Source organism: Parabacteroides sp. CT06 (assembly GCF_002257605.1).
Lineage (GTDB): Bacteria > Bacteroidota > Bacteroidia > Bacteroidales > Tannerellaceae > Parabacteroides > Parabacteroides distasonis.
Genome location: NZ_CP022754.1, coordinates 1,520,457 through 1,535,640 on the forward strand (window position 1 = coordinate 1,520,457; position 15,184 = coordinate 1,535,640).

Below are 15,184 nucleotides of genomic sequence, written 5' to 3' on the forward strand. Positions count from 1 at the left end.
TTTTATGAAATCATATATTATAATCGCCGCCTTGTCTGTATTGACAGGCGGCCTTTCCGCCCAGACTTCTATAGAGGACGTGCTCCGGAGCGTGGAGGCGAACAATAAGGATTTACAGGCGAACAGCCAGTTGGTCCAGTCGCAGAAGCTGGAGGCGAAGTTGGATAATAATTTGCCAGACCCTTCGGTCTCTTATTCGCATTTCTGGGGGAATAAAGAAGGGATGGGATTCACGGGCGAGTTCGTGGCTTCCCAAAGCTTTGATTTCCCGTCCGTATATGTCCGGAAGCATAAGCTGACGAAGGCGAAATCCGCGGGTTTGGATCGTCAAGGGATGGCTTTTCGTCAGCAAATCTTGTTGCAGGTGAAAGAGGTTTGCCTAGATTTGGTGCTGTTGAACCAGCAGAAGAACCTATTGGATACCCGTCTTAGGAACGCCGAGCAACTTTCCGCTTTTTATGCGACTCGTTTGGAGAAAGGAAATGCGAATATCCTTGAGACAAACAAGATCGATCTGGAATTATTGAACGCTCGGACAGAGGCCCGGATGAACGAGACTTCCCGTATTGCCAAGCTGCAGGAGCTGGCTACCCTGAACGGCGGTATCGCTATCGAGTTTACGGATACGGTTTACGCCTTGCCGGATAAGGATGTGCTTTCCTTTGATGAGCTGCGGACGGAGGCGATGCAATCCGATCCGCAATTACAGACCTTGCGTAGCGACCAGACGACAGCTCTTCGGCAGGTGAGCGTGAATAAGGCGAAAGGTCTGCCCGGCTTTGAGTTAGGGTATCGTATGAATCCCGCCTCGGGTGGAGAGCGTTTCAATGGTTTCTTGGTAGGAATCACCATCCCGTTGTTCTCGAACCGTAATAACGTGAAACAGGCGAAGGCTCAGGCCCGCTATACGGAGATGCAGTTGGAGAGCGCTTCTTTCACGGTAGAGAATGGGTTGAGGCAGCTATATGACCAGTCTGTCTCCTTAAAGAAATCTATCGATGAATATAAGGATGTGCTGAAAAGGCAGAATAGCTTGGTCTTGTTGAACAAGGCTATACAGGCCGGGCAAATCTCTATGATCGAGTATTTCGTGGATGTGACGACCTATTACCAAAGCGTGCAAAACTACCTGCAATTGCAAAACCAATACCAAAAGGTCATGGCGCAATTGTATAAGTATCGATTATGATAAGGAACACAACTGTGTTTTCTCTTGAACACAGTTGTGCTTATCCACAGATACAGTTGTGTTTTCTCACGAACACAACTGTGTTTTTACGTTCTCTAAGGATAGCTTAAAGTCACGGATCAATTCTTTCATCACCTCTTCCACGGATAATTCCTCCCAGAATAAAGACGCTACCTGTCCGATCTCTAACTCGCCTTCCTTTAGGTCGCCCTCAAAGATTCCTTTCTTGGCACGTCCTTTGCCCAATAACTCACGTAATTCTTCCACGGACGCTCCCCGGGCTTCCGCTTCTTCCACTGCCGTAGCGAAATCTCCTTTTACCAGACGGGTAGGAGACAGTTTCTTTAATAATAACTTCGTATCGCCTTCCTTAAGATTCAAGCATAGTTTCTTGAAATTCTCGTGTGCCGAGCTTTCTTTGGTCAAGGCGAAACGAGTGCCTATCTGTACGCCGTCGGCCCCTAGTGCGAGTGCCGCTAGCATCGCTTGACCGTTTCCGATACCTCCTGCCGCCAAAAGGGGGAGAGAGGTCGCTTTCCGGACAGCGGGGATCAGGCACATCGTAGTTGTTTCCTCCCGTCCGTTGTGCCCGCCGGCCTCGAAGCCTTCGGCAACGATGGCATCCACTCCGGCCTCCTCGCATTTCGTGGCGAATTTAGAGCTGCTTACCACGTGAACGACCGTCATGTCATGATCCTTCAAATACTTTGTCCATGTTTTCGGGTTACCGGCGGAGGTAAATACGATCTTCACTTTTTCCTCCACCAATATCCGCATCAAGGTATCGATTTCCGGGTACATCAGCGGGACATTCACGCCAAAAGGCTTGTCGGTCGCCGCCTCGCATTTACGGATATGTTCCCGGAGTACTTCCGGGTGCATGGAGCCTGCCCCGATCAATCCTAATCCACCGGCGTTACTAACCGCTGAAGCTAGCCGCCAACCACTACACCAAACCATTCCCGCCTGTATGATGGGATACTGAATACCAAAAAGACTACAAATTCGATTCATATTATTTCTTGCGTTAATCTCGCTAAAATTAGTGAACTATTTTTATTGGAACAACAATTTCTTTGTCGAGGTTGTTGAATAGGCATATAACTTTAAAATATAAGAGATATGCCAGAGAATATAATGAAAACGTTATGGGATGAGAGCGATGATCTTCACGATGAGACCATGTCTACCAATTCGGTATTGTCGGATGATTACACGTCTAATGACATTCAAGATTTACAAGAAACGATCGAAAATGAAAATATCGAGGACGGTATAGAGAGCGATTCGATTGAACATTGAGTGAAAGCATATTGGGTCCCCGAAGGGAAGATCTCCCTTTGGGGATCTTTTTTGTGTGAATTGTGAAAATCTTTTTCCGGATTCTAAATAATAACAATTTGAAATAGAATTGTAACGCAAAACTTCGTTATCTTTGTCCATTGTAATTCTAATATAACAATGGCATGAATAAAACGCTTATGGCCGCAGGTTTAGCGGTTATTTTGGGAGCTTGTTCCTCCTCAAAGAAAAGCGATGTAGCGGAAGGCGCTACACCCAATCCGTTTTTTGCGGAGTATACGACACCGTTCGGGGTGCCTCCGTTTGACCAAATAGAGGTGGCTCATTACAAGCCGGCTCTTTTGAAAGGCATGGAAGAGCAGTCGAAGGAGATCGAGGCGATCGTGGCAAATCCGGATGCGCCGACATTCGAGAATACGATCGTGGCCTTAGACCAAAGTGGCGAGTTGCTTACTAAAGTAATGTATGCTTTCGGTGGCCAATCCAGTGTGAATACCACGGACGAGATCCAAGAGCTCGAACGTGAGCTTTATCCCCTTTTATCCAAACATTCGGATGATATCAGCCTAAATCCCCAGCTTTTCGCCCGGGTGAAATCCGTATATGAGAATCAGGCGAGCTTCCATCTGGATAAGGAACAGAAGAAGCTGTTGGAGGAAACCTATAAAAGCTTTGTCCGGGGAGGAGCCAATCTGCCGGAGGATAAGCAGGCGAAGTTGCGTGAGCTGAACGAGAAGATATCCATGCTCCAACTTACTTTCGGACAGAATACCCTGAAAGAGACCAACGATTTCCAATTAGTGATCGATAATAAAGAGGACTTATCCGGTCTGCCGGAAGACGTGATCGTCAAGGCGGCGCAAACGGCCCAAGAGAATGGTCTGGATGGTAAGTGGGTGTTTACCCTCCATAATCCGAGCGTGATGCCTTTCCTTCAATACGCCGATAAGCGTGATTTGCGTGAGAAGATCTTCAAGGCGTATACGAATCGTGGCAACAATAATAATGAGAATGATAATAAGGAGGTCGTTAAGCAGCTGGTTGCCGCTCGTCTGGAGAAAGCCCGATTGATGGGATATGAGGATTATGCCGCTTTCGTATTGGAAGAGAATATGGCGAAGAACGAGAAGAACGTGTACGACTTGCTTGATAAAATCTGGCCATCTGCCTTGGCGAAAGCGAAAGAGGAATTGGCCGATATCAACGCCGAGATCAAGAAGGAAGGCGGTAATTACGAGGCCGAGGGCTGGGACTGGCGTTATTATTTCGAGAAAGCCAAGAAAGCGAAATATAACTTGGACGAGAACGAGATGCGTCCTTATTTTGAGTTGGGACATGTACGTGAGGGCATCTTCTATGTAGCCAATAAATTATACGGTATCACGTTTACCGAGATCAAGGACATCCCGAAACCGGACCCTGACGCTCTCGCTTTCGAGTGCAAGGATAAAGATGGTACGCATCTGGGCGTGCTGTATATGGATTTCTTTACCCGCCCGGGCAAAGGAGGTGGCGCATGGTGCGGCGGTTACCGTTCACAAACGTATAAAGATGGGAAACGGGTAGCCCCGGTGGTTACTACCGTATTTAATTTCAGTAAACCGGCGGAGGGACAACCGGCGCTTTTGACGGCCGACGAGACCGAGACCGTATTCCATGAGTTCGGTCATGCCTTGCACGGTTTATTCTGCGACGTTCATTATTATGGCGTGTCCGACGTGCCTCGTGACTTTGTGGAGCTACCTTCGCAAGTCGATGAGCATTGGGCCGTTGAGCCGGAGGTATTGAAAGTGTACGCTAAACATTACCAGACCGGCGAGGTAATACCGCAAGCCCTTGTAGACAAGATGATCAAGAGTGGCAAGTATGGACAAGGCTTCGCTACGACGGAGTATCTGGCCGCCTCTTATCTGGATATGGATTATCATGTATTGAAAGAGATCCCTGCCGATTTGGATATCGAGAAATTTGAGGCGAAGGTCTTGGGCGATCGTGGTCTGATCCGTCAGATTCCGTCTCGCTATCGCTCCACTTATTTCGGACATACGATGGAAGGTGGATATACAGCCGGTTATTATAGTTATATCTGGGCGGAAGTGTTGGATTGCGACGCTTTCCAAGCTTATAAGGAGACGGGTAATATCTTCAACCCGGAGGTTGCCTCTAAATTCCGTAAATACGTACTGACCCCGGGCGGCATCGACGACGCTATGGACATGTACGTGAATTTCCGTGGCAAACAACCTAGCATCGATCCGCTGTTGGAGAACAGAGGGCTAAAATGAGCAGAACAATTTATAACTCATAAATCAAAAAATCAGTAAAGATGAAACAATTAATTATGGCAGCAGGATTAGCCGTTATGCTTACTGCCTGCGGTACTTCCGAAAAGAAGACCGTGGAGGGTGAGAACCCGTTCTTTGCGGAATATACCACCCCGTTTGGAGTTCCACCTTTTGATCAAATCAAGTTCGAGCACTACAAACCGGCCCTATTGCAAGGCATGGAAGAGGGACGCAAGGAGATCGAGGCGATCGTGAATAACCCGGAGGAGCCGACGTTCGAGAATACGATTGTCGCTTTGGATGAGCAGGGTGCGTTGCTTCGGAAGGTCCAGATCGTTTTCGGTGGACAGAATAGCGTGAATACGAATGATGAGATGCAGGCGTTAAGCCGTGAGATGTCGCCGCTATTGTCAAAATATAGTGATGATATCAACTTGAATCCGAAATTATTCGCTCGTGTGAAGGCGGTATACGATAAGAAGGATGAGTTGGGTCTCGATAAGGAGCAAATGAAGTTATTGGAGGAGACTTATAAGGACTTCGTTCGGGGTGGCGCTAATCTTTCCGCTGAGGATCAGGCTAAATTGCGTGAGTTGAATAGCAAGATCTCCATGCTACAGCTTACTTTCGGACAGAATATGCTGAAAGAGACGAACGCTTTTAAATTGGTGATCGACAAGCAGGAGGATCTTTCCGGTCTGCCCGAGACCTTGATCGCTAACGCCGCTCAAGCGGCTAAGGATGCCGGGATGGAAGGCAAATGGGTATTTACCTTGCAGAACCCGAGCGTGATGCCGTTCTTGCAATATTCCGATAAACGTGAGTTGCGTGAGAAGATGTTCAACGCTTATATCAACCGTGGTAATAATAATAATGAGAACGATAACAAGGAAGTGGTTCGTGATTTGGTTGCCGCTCGTTTGGCGAAAGCGAAGTTGATGGGCTATGATGATTACGCTTCTTTCGTGTTGGAGGATCGTATGGCGAAAAGCTCGGATAAGGTTTATCAATTGTTAGATGAGGTTTGGAAGCCTGCTTTGGCGAAAGCGAAAGATGAGTTGGCCGATATAAACGCCGAGATCAAGAAAGAAGGCGGCAATTTCGAGGCCGAGGGCTGGGATTGGCGTTATTATTTCGAGAAGGCCAAGAAGGCTAAATTCAATTTGGATGAGAATGAGGTTCGTCCTTACTTGAAGTTGGATAATGTTCGTGAGGGTGCTTTCTATGTAGCTAATAAGTTATATGGTATCACGTTCACCCCGATCCGTAATATCCCGTTGCCTTATCCGGAAGCGCAGGCTTTTGAGTGCAAAGATAAGGATGGCTCTCATTTGGGCGTTATTTATTTCGATTTCTTCCCTCGTGCCAGCAAGCGTGGTGGCGCATGGTGTGGTTCTTATCGTCCGCAGGCTTATAAGGATGGCAAGCGTGTGGCTCCGGTCGTAACGATCGTTTGTAACTTTAGCCAGCCGGCTCCGGGACAACCTGCGTTGTTGAGCGCTGATGAGGCGAATACATTGTTCCATGAGTTCGGTCATGGTTTGCACGGCTTGTTCCGTGACGTGCATTACTCCGGTGTTTCTGGTGTTCCTCGTGATTTCGTGGAGTTGCCTTCACAGGTTATGGAGCATTGGGTATTCGAGCCGGAAGTATTGAAGGTGTACGCTAAGCATTATCAGACCGGCGAGGTGATCCCGGCCGAGTTGATCGAGAAGTTGGATAAGAGCGGTAAGTACGGACAAGGTTTCGCTACGACGGAGTATCTGGCGGCTTCTTATCTGGATATGGATTTCCATGCGGTCAGTGGTGATGCGGCGGATAAGAAAGTGATCAAGTTCGTTGACCAGACGAATAATGTTCCGGCCAACTTGAATGTGATGGATTTCGAGCAACAGACGTTAGGCCGTCGTGGTTTGCTGAAACAAATCCCTTCCCGTTACCGTACGACTTACTTCAACCATACGATGGGTGGCGGCTACACCGCCGGCTATTATAGCTACATCTGGGCTGAGGTATTGGATTGCGACGCTTTCGAGGCATTCAAGGAAACCGGCGACATCTTTAATCAAGAATGTGCCGATAAATTCCGTAAATATGTCTTGACCCCGGGCGGTATCGACGACGCTATGGATATGTACAAGAATTTCCGTGGCAAGGAACCGGGTACGGATCCGTTGCTGAAGAATAGAGGACTGAAATAATCTAGAAATGGAGATTTTATAAAGGCGGACCGGTTGGTTCGCCTTTTTTTGTATATGCTCAACCTCCCGGATCTGTATTACATTTGCTAAGTTTTATCACGAAAAAATAGCGATAGTATGGAGAAAAAGGATTTAGTAGAAGGGATGAGGTTGTATATCTATAAATTGCGTGTGGATGGGCGTTATTCCACGGCGAAGAGCTATCAGGATGCATTGAACTCATTCATGCGGTTTTGTGGGTTGGAGGTAATTCCCTATATCTATGTCAATAAGGAGAACCTTCGGCGTTATCAGGCCTTTTTGTTGAATAAAGGATGTACATGGAACACGGTGTCGACCTATATGCGTCGGATCCGTTGTGTGTACAACATGGCGGTGGAGGAAGGGTTGGCCCCCTATATCCCTTATTTATTTAAGGGAGTTTTCACGGGTATAGAGAGCAAACGCAAAAAGGCGTTACCACAGGATTTATTACGTTCTCTGATGACGGCCTCATTAGATGATCCGGAACTGAGAAAAACACGGCAGGCATTGTGCCTGATGTTCCAGTTTTGCGGTATGGCATTCGTGGATTTCGCTCATCTGAAAAAGGAGAATGTCCGGGGTGGGGTTTTGGAATATAAACGCCAGAAAACGGGTACTCCGATGCTTATAGAGGTACAATCTACCGCATGGGAGTCGCTGAGGGAACTGTCAAGTGATGTAGGTAAGGACTCACCCTATTTGTTTCCTTTCTTGAAAGGGATAAAAGTGGGAAAAGAAGCCTACAAGGAGTACACTTCCGCTTTGGCCCATTTTAACCGGAATTTGAAGAGGTTGGCGAGAGCCTGCGGTGTGTCTATCCCGATCACCTCATATTCGATCCGTCATTCTTTTGCGATGATTTTGAAGGAACAGGATGTCCCGATTGAGATGATCAGCGAACTATTGGGCCATAAATCGATCAAGACTACGCAAATCTATTTGAAAAGTTTCTCGTTGGAAAAGATGTCTGCGGTGAATAAAATTTGTTTTGAGAGTGTGTACAATCATGTACCGAAAGTAGGGTAAAGGGAGTAGGCTACTTGGGGAGTAGCGTATTCTTTCACGGCGCAAATGTAGTAAAAAATAACTAAAAACAAGCAAACAAATGCGCTTGTTTACTCATTGTAGGCGTTTGATCCTCTCTATTTTTTGATTTTCCTGTTTTATCCTAGACGTATAGACATGGTGATGCGGGTGAAATGACCTCTTGTTCCCGGTATCATTCCACCATGCCTTATAACCTGTGTGTATTCCTGTAGAGACGGGGCATGCCCCGTCTCATCCCCTCCAAATGGTAACTTAAAGCTACTATCAGACAGTGGGAGACGGGGCGTGCCCCGTCTCTACAACCGGGTGATAACCGTTCTCGCACCTTTTAGGCTACTCCCCAAGTAGCCTAAGATTTCAAGAGATGGTAATTTTCAGTAATGCCATATTTGAAAATATAAAACGCTGTTTATCAAGGTTATATAAAAGAATCTTGGTGGGGCTCTGAATTGCCGTGGGGTCTGTTTTCGGGCCACGGGATAACCACTAGAAAAGATAATCATAGAGATGGATATATTGACAAGCAAGTGCTCGGATAGGTTCATGGCGCATGTTCGTAAGCGACGTGATCAAGAGGCTGTCCGCTGGTACGTGCTCACGCTCCCTACCGCCGGTGGCGGGCGTGACAGGATCAGCCCCTCGAAGGGGCTGGACGCTGAGCTTTCCCGCCGTGAGCGTCGTGGGGAGGCCTTGTTCGAGTATTTCTCCCCCTCGTATGTCGAGGCGAGGAAGGTGGGCGGCAAGATGGTCAACACGAAACGGCCCCTGCTGTACAACTACGTGTTCGTCCACGCCTCGGAGGACGAGATCTTCCGCCTGAAGCGTACGCTTCCCCTGTATAATTTCCTCCCCCGGGTTTCCTCCGGCGGGCGGTCTTATTTCCCGTACCTCTCGGATCGTGAGATGGATACCTTGCGTTGGGTCGCGGCTTCTTACTCCAACGAGCTTCCCGTATACGTGCCAGATAGCGGCCGCTTGTTGAAAGGCGACCGTGTGCGTATCACCTCCGGCCCTTTTACCAATATGGAGGCGGAGGTGGTGGTGCAGCCGGGCGGTGGGCATAAGGACGTGATGGTGCGTATCCTCGACTGTCTGTGGGTCCCCTTGTTCGAGGTGAGAGCTGGGGAGTATGAGTTGATCGAGCTGAACACGGGGGGCAAGCACGTGTATACCCATTTGGACAACGACCGTCTGTCGGAGGGCTTGCACGATGCCTTGGGGCGTTACCATGCCTCCGGCGTGGTAGTGGATGAGGATGCCCGTCTGGCCCGTGAGGTCCTGTGTGGCTACGCCTCTCTCCGTGGTGAGACCGACGTGATCCGTTGCAAGCTTTACTCGTTGCTCCTTCCTGCCTATAAACTTTTGGGCGATGAGGATGAGTTCGATCGTTTGCATGCCACGGTGCGCAGTATGCTCCCCGTGATAAAAGCGGGGCAATCCCGTGCCTTGTTGCTGGTCACGCTGTACGGCTGTACGGACAGCAGCCTCTACCAGCGCATGGCGCACGAGCTGGTTGACCCTTGGATGGAGGAGGCCTCGCCCAAGAGGAGCAAGACCGTGTTGATACGTCGTTTACGTGATTACGACCGTTGGTTCGGGCACGGGAACGGCGATAAGTAAAAGATATGAGAGAAAAGAGAGACATATGCGGCGTTCCTTCGGGCATCCGGCTGATGAACCTGTTGCGTGAGCGTTTGACAGAGATCATGGATCGTGAGCGTGCGAACCGAAACTCAATACACCTGTATTGCACGGGTCCCTACTGGGTAGCGTTCGAGCGTTCGGCCTACCAGCTGCATCGTGCGTTCCCGGATAGCGAGACCACTCCGTTGCGCCTGTTCGCCTACCCGTTCCCGATCGTGATGGTGTCCGTTACGGATCGCTCGCTCCGCTCATATACCCGCAAGCATATCTTGAGAAGAGACGGGTCGGATTACAAGCTATTGACCGTCCCCGGGTTTCCCTTGGCGGACTACCGTGAATGGCACGCCGGCGAGGTGGAGGGATTGCCCCGGTTAAGCGAGAATTAGATAAGGGCAGAAAAGAAACGGTCGGATCCCCCGGATGGCAATGGCCGTCTCTAGCGGCTAGGAGACCCCTTGGCTTTGGCCGATAGGCTGACCCCGCTTTAACATATACCACTCCGGCCGTCCGGTGGTCCGGCCCTTTTATAATTGAGAATTGAAAATTGAGAATTAAAGAGATGATAATAGCGGTAGATTTCGACGGTACGATCGTCGAGCACAAGTATCCGGCGATCGGGCGTGAGCTTCCTTTCGCCATCGAGACGTTGAGGAAATTGCAATCGGATCGGCATAAGCTGATCCTTTGGACGGTCCGTGAGGGCGGGCTCTTGGAGGAGGCGCTGTCCTTCTGCCGTGAGCGTGGCTTGGAGTTCTACGCGGTGAACCGTGACTACCCGGAGGAGGAGAGAGACCGGAACAACCACTTCTCCCGCAAGCTGAAGGCGGACGTTTTCATCGACGACCGCAACCTCGGCGGCCTCCCGGACTGGGGCACGATCTACGAGATGGTGACCAAGGGACTGAGCTATGAGGACTTGACACATAAATACGAGTCGGAATACGAGCCGGAGAAACCCAAAGGTTTCCTGTCCCGCCTTTTCCGTTAAGTCCGTGTCATCCGTGTTCAAGGAAATAAAAATGATAACAAGATAACATGAAGATCAAAAGACTACTGTTCCTATTCTCGCTGCCCCTTTTGCTGGCGGCGTGCACGTCCTACAAGAACGTGCCCTACCTCCAGAACCCGGAGGTGGTGAACGATTTCGGGGAGATTCTCCCGTTGTACGATGCCAAGATCATGCCGAAGGACCTGTTGAGCATCACGGTCAACACGACGGACCCTCAGGCGGCTGCCCCGTTCAACCTGACGGTGCAGACCCCGTTGAACGCGGCCCTGACGAACATCAACACGACGACGCAGCCCACGTTGCAGCAATACCTGGTGAACAACTCCGGCGAGATCGACTTCCCTGTGATCGGTACGCTGAGGGTCGGCGGCTTGACGAAGAACGAGGCGGAGAGCCTGATCCGTGAGAGATTGAGGCCTTACTTGAAGGAGGCGCCCATCGTGACGGTGCGCATGGCGAACTACAAGATCTCGGTCTTGGGCGAGGTGGCCCGTCCGGGCAGCTTCACGATCGGCAACGAGAAGGTGAACGTTCTGGAGGCGTTGGCGATGGCCGGCGACATGACGATCTACGGCTTACGTGACAACGTGAAGCTGATCCGCGAGGACGAGAGCGGGAAGCGCAAGATCATCAACCTTGACCTGAACAACGCCGGTATCGTGACCTCCCCGTATTATTATTTGAAACAGAACGACATCCTTTATGTCACGCCGAACGAGACGAAGGCGAAGAACTCCGATATCGGAAACAGCACGACGTTGTGGGTGAGCTCGATCTCGATCTTGGTCTCGATCGCCGGCCTGTTGGTGAACATACTTAAATAATTGAAAATAGAGAATTGAGAATTGAAAATTTAGAGAGATGGTGGACGATGGTATAAATACAAGCAATAATAATAATAACAATAACAATCCGGAGGGGGAGGATCGTGAGATCAATCTTTACGCCGTGTTTTTCAAGTATATGGTTTATTGGCCTTGGTTCGTGGCGAGCGTGCTGGCCTGCTGCATCGGGATGTACGTCTTCCTGCGTTACCAGACGCCGGTGTATAACGTCACGTCGTCGGTGCTGATCAAGGAGGACGATAAGAAGGGGGCTAACGCCGCCAGCGGCCTTGCCGCCATACAGGACCTCGGCATGCTCTCGATGACGAGCAACTTCGACAACGAGGTCGAGATCCTGAGGTCCCGCACGTTGATCAAGAAGGTGGTGAACGACATGGGCCTGTATATCGACATGGAGGAGTCGAACGCCTTGGGCTTCAACCCCCCGTTATACAAGAACTCCCCCGTTAACGTGTTCATCACCCCCGAGGAGGCGGACCGTCTGGTGGCCCCCGTCGAGCTGCGCATGCGCTACACGAAGGAGGGTCAGCTAACGGTGAGAGCGGAGTACAAGATCGACAAGGAGGGTGACGAGGAGACGATGGAGCAGGGCTTCGACAGGCTCCCCGCCATATTGCCCACCCCCGTGGGGGTTTTCAGTTTCACGGGCATGGATTCCATACCGGAGTTGGAGGGCGGGGAGATCGAGCTGGTGGCCCACGTCCATACGCCCACGTCCACTGCCGAGGCTTACGGCAAGGAGTTGAGCGTGACGCCCTCGTCCAAGACGACGACGATCGCCAAGGTATCCTTGAGGAACACGGTGAGGCGACGAGGCGTTGATTTCATCAATCGCTTGGTGTCGTTCTACAACCAGGACGCCAACGACGAGAAGAACGAGGTGGCGCAGAAGACGGCTGAGTTCATCGAGGAGCGCATCGGCATCATCAACGGCGAGCTGGGCACTACGGAGAGCGAGCTCGCTGCCTTCAAGCAACGCTCCGGCCTGACGAATTTGACGAGCGACGCCCAGATGGCTTTGCAGGAAAGCTCGAGGTATGAGCAACAACGTACGGAGAACGCCACGCAGATCAACTTGGTGCAGTATCTCCGCAATTATATCGACGATCCTGCGAACATGGACGAGGTGATCCCTGCCAACGTGGGCCTGCGGGATCAAAACCTCACCTCTGTCATCGACCAGTACAACACGATGATCATCGAGCGCAAGCGCCTGTTGCGCACCTCTTCGGACAGCAACCCGGCCATCATCAACATGAACGCCGGCATCGAGGCTATGCGCCGCAACGTGAGGACGACGGTGAACAGTGTCTTGAAGGGTCTCCAGATCGCCAAGGCGGACATCGACCGTCAGGCGAGCAAGTTCGAGAGCCGCATCAGCGACGCCCCGAGGCAGGAGAAGGAGTTCATGACGATCTCCCGCCAGCAGGAGATCAAGGCCACGTTGTACGTCATGCTGTTGCAGAAGCGTGAGGAGAACGCCATCACGCTGGCAGCCACGGCAAACAACGGCCGCATCATCGAGGAGCCGCTCGCCGATGAGCGTCCTGTCGCCCCGAAGAGGATGGTCTTCATGCTTGCGGCGTTGATCTTGGGCCTGGCGATCCCGGTGGGCATTGTCTACCTTCATGACCTGTTGAAATACAAGATCGAGAACCGTGAGGACGTCGAGGCGATCACGGGCGTGGCTATCTTGGCGGAGCTCCCGTTGGTCAAGAAGACGGGTGAGGGCTCGATCGTGGTGCGTGAGAACAAGAACGACCTGATGGAGGAGATGTTCCGGGGGTTGCGCACGAACCTCTTGTTCATGCTAGGCAAGGACGAGCGTGTGATCCTTTTCAGCTCCACGCAACCGGGCGAGGGCAAGTCTTTCGTCGCTGGCAACTTGGCGGTGAGCTTGGCTTACTTGGGCAAGAGGGTGGTGGTGGTCGGCATGGACATCCGCAAGCCGGGCCTGAACAAGGTGTTCAATATCTCCCGTAAGATGGAGGGCATCACGAACTACCTTAGCGACCCGGATCACGTGGAGTTGTTCGACATGGTCCAGCGATCCGATATCAGCCCTAACCTCGATATCCTCCCGGGCGGTCCTATCCCCCCGAACCCGACTGAGCTGGTCGCCCGTGACGTGCTGGAGAAGGCTATCGCCCGGTTGAAGGAACGCTACGACTATGTCATCTTGGATACAGCCCCTATCGGCATGGTTACGGACACGGCGATCATCGGTCGTGTGGCCGACATGTGCGTGTACGTCTGCCGTGCGGACGTGACACCGAAGGCCGGTTTCAGCTACATCAACGTGTTGCGGCGTGAGCGTAAGTTCCCGAAGCTCGCGACGGTGATCAACGGCTTGGACATGACGAAGCGCAAGAACAGCTACGGCTACGGTTACGGCAAGAAATACGGCTACGGCAAGGGATACGGTTATGGCTACGGCTATGGTTACGGTTTCGAGGCCGGTGACAAGAAGAAATAACTAATACGCAAATCATGCAAATAACATTACTACTACTGTCGGGCTTCCTTTTCTCCGTGCTGTTCGGGATGGTGATCATCCCGAGGATCTTGGTGATCTCCCACAAGAAACGGTTATATGATGTCCCGGATTCCCGTAAGGTACATACGACGCCGGTCCCCCGTTTGGGCGGCCTGTCGTTTTTTCCGGTGATCCTGATGTCCATGTTCCTTGTGATAGGCTTCCGCCTGTACTTTTGGGATATGGGCTCATCGAGCCTGTCGTTCAACATGCTCTATGAGTATCTCTTTCTGTTCGTGGGCATGACGTTACTCTATCTAGTGGGTGTCTGCGACGATCTAGTGGGTGTTGGCTACCGTTACAAGTTCGCCGTCCAGATCGTGTCGGCGTTATTATTGGTACTGTCCGGTAATTGGTTCGGTTCCTTGGGAGGCTTGTTCGGTGTGTACTCGGTTCCCGCTTGGGTGGGGATCCCCGTCACGGTCTTTATCGTGGTGTATATCACGAACGCCATTAACTTGATAGACGGTATCGATGGCTTGGCCTCCGGTTTGTGCAGTATCGCCCTGTCGGTCTTGAGCGTGATCTTCTTTATCCGCATGCAATATGTTTACGCCTTGTTGGCCATCTGTACGCTGGGAGTCCTCATGCCTTTTTGGTGTTACAACGTCTTTGGCAACGCAAACCGTGGCCATAAGCTCTTTATGGGTGATGCGGGTAGTCTTACGCTGGGCTACGTGATCAGTTTTCTGATCATCCATCTGTGCGTGTCGAATCAAGTCTTACCGGAGTTACCAAATCCCTATATGGTGATCGCTTTCTCCACGGTCTTGGTCCCTTTACTCGATGTGATCCGTGTGGTGCTTCATCGCCTTCGTAATCATCGTAACCCGTTCTTGCCCGATAAGAATCATTTCCATCACAAGCTGCTTCGTACGGGTATGCGTGTACGGATGGTGATGGTGACGATTCTGTGCGTATCTGTTTTTTTCATCGTATTGAATGTCTTATTGGCCATGAAGGTAAACGCCACCTACCTCTTGCTCTTGAACTTGGTTTTATGGTCTATCCTTCATTTGACGATCAACCGCTTCATAACGAGGCATCATAAAGAGCAAGAGCTGAAAGAGATAGGGGGTATTTTTACAAAGTAAGTCGTGAA

The 15,184-nt window shown here is 50.8% G+C and carries 12 protein-coding genes; 11 read left to right on the top strand and 1 reads right to left on the bottom strand.

Features of this window, described 5'->3' with window-relative positions; all coding sequences use genetic code 11:
* Positions 1-4 precede the first annotated feature (4 nt).
* Positions 5-1,189 (top strand): TolC family protein, encoded by a 1,185-nt coding sequence (locus CI960_RS06640; protein ID WP_005857942.1) that lies wholly within the window; start codon positions 5-7, stop codon positions 1,187-1,189.
* Positions 1,190-1,255: 66 nt separating this feature from the next.
* On the opposite strand, the gene CI960_RS06645 is transcribed toward CI960_RS06640, so the two are convergent.
* Positions 1,256-2,203, bottom strand: a complete 948-nt coding sequence (locus CI960_RS06645) for a nitronate monooxygenase family protein (protein WP_005857940.1) — start codon at positions 2,201-2,203, stop codon at positions 1,256-1,258.
* A 108-nt stretch (positions 2,204-2,311) separates the two neighbouring features.
* Between CI960_RS06645 and CI960_RS06650 the strand changes: the two genes are divergently transcribed.
* The 10 genes from CI960_RS06650 to CI960_RS06700 all read left to right on the top strand — a co-directional run bounded on the left by CI960_RS06650 (position 2,312) and on the right by CI960_RS06700 (position 15,176).
* A complete protein-coding gene (locus CI960_RS06650; RefSeq protein ID WP_005857938.1) occupies positions 2,312-2,491 on the top strand; it encodes a hypothetical protein in 180 nt (59 codons plus the stop codon).
* A gap of 164 nt (positions 2,492-2,655) precedes the next feature.
* Positions 2,656-4,776 carry a M3 family metallopeptidase gene (locus CI960_RS06655; RefSeq protein WP_005857936.1) on the top strand — a complete coding sequence of 707 codons (2,121 nt, stop codon included), beginning with the start codon at positions 2,656-2,658 and terminating at the stop codon, positions 4,774-4,776.
* A 41-nt stretch (positions 4,777-4,817) separates the two neighbouring features.
* The gene (locus CI960_RS06660) at positions 4,818-6,977 is read left to right on the top strand and encodes a M3 family metallopeptidase (protein ID WP_094582298.1); all 2,160 of its coding nucleotides are present in this window, start codon (positions 4,818-4,820) and stop codon (positions 6,975-6,977) included.
* 117 nt (positions 6,978-7,094) lie between these two features.
* Positions 7,095-8,027 carry a site-specific integrase gene (locus tag CI960_RS06665; protein ID WP_005857932.1) on the top strand — a complete coding sequence of 311 codons (933 nt, stop codon included), beginning with the start codon at positions 7,095-7,097 and terminating at the stop codon, positions 8,025-8,027.
* Positions 8,028-8,555: 528 nt separating this feature from the next.
* Complete coding sequence (locus CI960_RS06675; RefSeq protein WP_005855726.1) at positions 8,556-9,668, top strand: transcription termination/antitermination protein NusG; 1,113 nt, start codon at positions 8,556-8,558, stop codon at positions 9,666-9,668.
* A gap of 5 nt (positions 9,669-9,673) precedes the next feature.
* The gene (locus tag CI960_RS06680; protein WP_094582300.1) at positions 9,674-10,078 is read left to right on the top strand and encodes a hypothetical protein; all 405 of its coding nucleotides are present in this window, start codon (positions 9,674-9,676) and stop codon (positions 10,076-10,078) included.
* 173 nt (positions 10,079-10,251) lie between these two features.
* Positions 10,252-10,680: a BT0820 family HAD-type phosphatase gene (locus tag CI960_RS06685; protein WP_005857927.1), complete on the top strand. Its 429-nt coding sequence runs from the start codon at positions 10,252-10,254 to the stop codon at positions 10,678-10,680.
* A 47-nt stretch (positions 10,681-10,727) separates the two neighbouring features.
* Positions 10,728-11,525: a polysaccharide biosynthesis/export family protein gene (locus tag CI960_RS06690; RefSeq protein WP_005857924.1), complete on the top strand. Its 798-nt coding sequence runs from the start codon at positions 10,728-10,730 to the stop codon at positions 11,523-11,525.
* 37 nt (positions 11,526-11,562) lie between these two features.
* Complete coding sequence (locus CI960_RS06695; RefSeq protein ID WP_094582302.1) at positions 11,563-14,022, top strand: tyrosine-protein kinase; 2,460 nt, start codon at positions 11,563-11,565, stop codon at positions 14,020-14,022.
* A gap of 14 nt (positions 14,023-14,036) precedes the next feature.
* Positions 14,037-15,176: an MraY family glycosyltransferase gene (locus tag CI960_RS06700; RefSeq protein ID WP_005857920.1), complete on the top strand. Its 1,140-nt coding sequence runs from the start codon at positions 14,037-14,039 to the stop codon at positions 15,174-15,176.
* The last annotated feature ends 8 nt before the right edge of the window (positions 15,177-15,184 follow it).

Bases quoted from the DNA above. Each gene is read 5' to 3' on its own strand.
- CI960_RS06690 (WP_005857924.1), top strand. From the start codon at position 10,728: ATGAAGATCAAAAGACTACTGTTCCTATTCTCGCTGCCCCTTTTGCTG.
- CI960_RS06700 (WP_005857920.1), top strand. From the start codon at position 14,037: ATGCAAATAACATTACTACTACTGTCGGGCTTCCTTTTCTCCGTGCTG.
- CI960_RS06695 (WP_094582302.1), top strand. From the start codon at position 11,563: ATGGTGGACGATGGTATAAATACAAGCAATAATAATAATAACAATAAC.
- CI960_RS06680 (WP_094582300.1), top strand. From the start codon at position 9,674: ATGAGAGAAAAGAGAGACATATGCGGCGTTCCTTCGGGCATCCGGCTG.
- CI960_RS06640 (WP_005857942.1), top strand. From the start codon at position 5: ATGAAATCATATATTATAATCGCCGCCTTGTCTGTATTGACAGGCGGC.
- CI960_RS06655 (WP_005857936.1), top strand. From the start codon at position 2,656: ATGAATAAAACGCTTATGGCCGCAGGTTTAGCGGTTATTTTGGGAGCT.
- CI960_RS06645 (WP_005857940.1), bottom strand. From the start codon at position 2,203: ATGAATCGAATTTGTAGTCTTTTTGGTATTCAGTATCCCATCATACAG.
- CI960_RS06660 (WP_094582298.1), top strand. From the start codon at position 4,818: ATGAAACAATTAATTATGGCAGCAGGATTAGCCGTTATGCTTACTGCC.
- CI960_RS06665 (WP_005857932.1), top strand. From the start codon at position 7,095: ATGGAGAAAAAGGATTTAGTAGAAGGGATGAGGTTGTATATCTATAAA.
- CI960_RS06650 (WP_005857938.1), top strand. From the start codon at position 2,312: ATGCCAGAGAATATAATGAAAACGTTATGGGATGAGAGCGATGATCTT.
- CI960_RS06675 (WP_005855726.1), top strand. From the start codon at position 8,556: ATGGATATATTGACAAGCAAGTGCTCGGATAGGTTCATGGCGCATGTT.
- CI960_RS06685 (WP_005857927.1), top strand. From the start codon at position 10,252: ATGATAATAGCGGTAGATTTCGACGGTACGATCGTCGAGCACAAGTAT.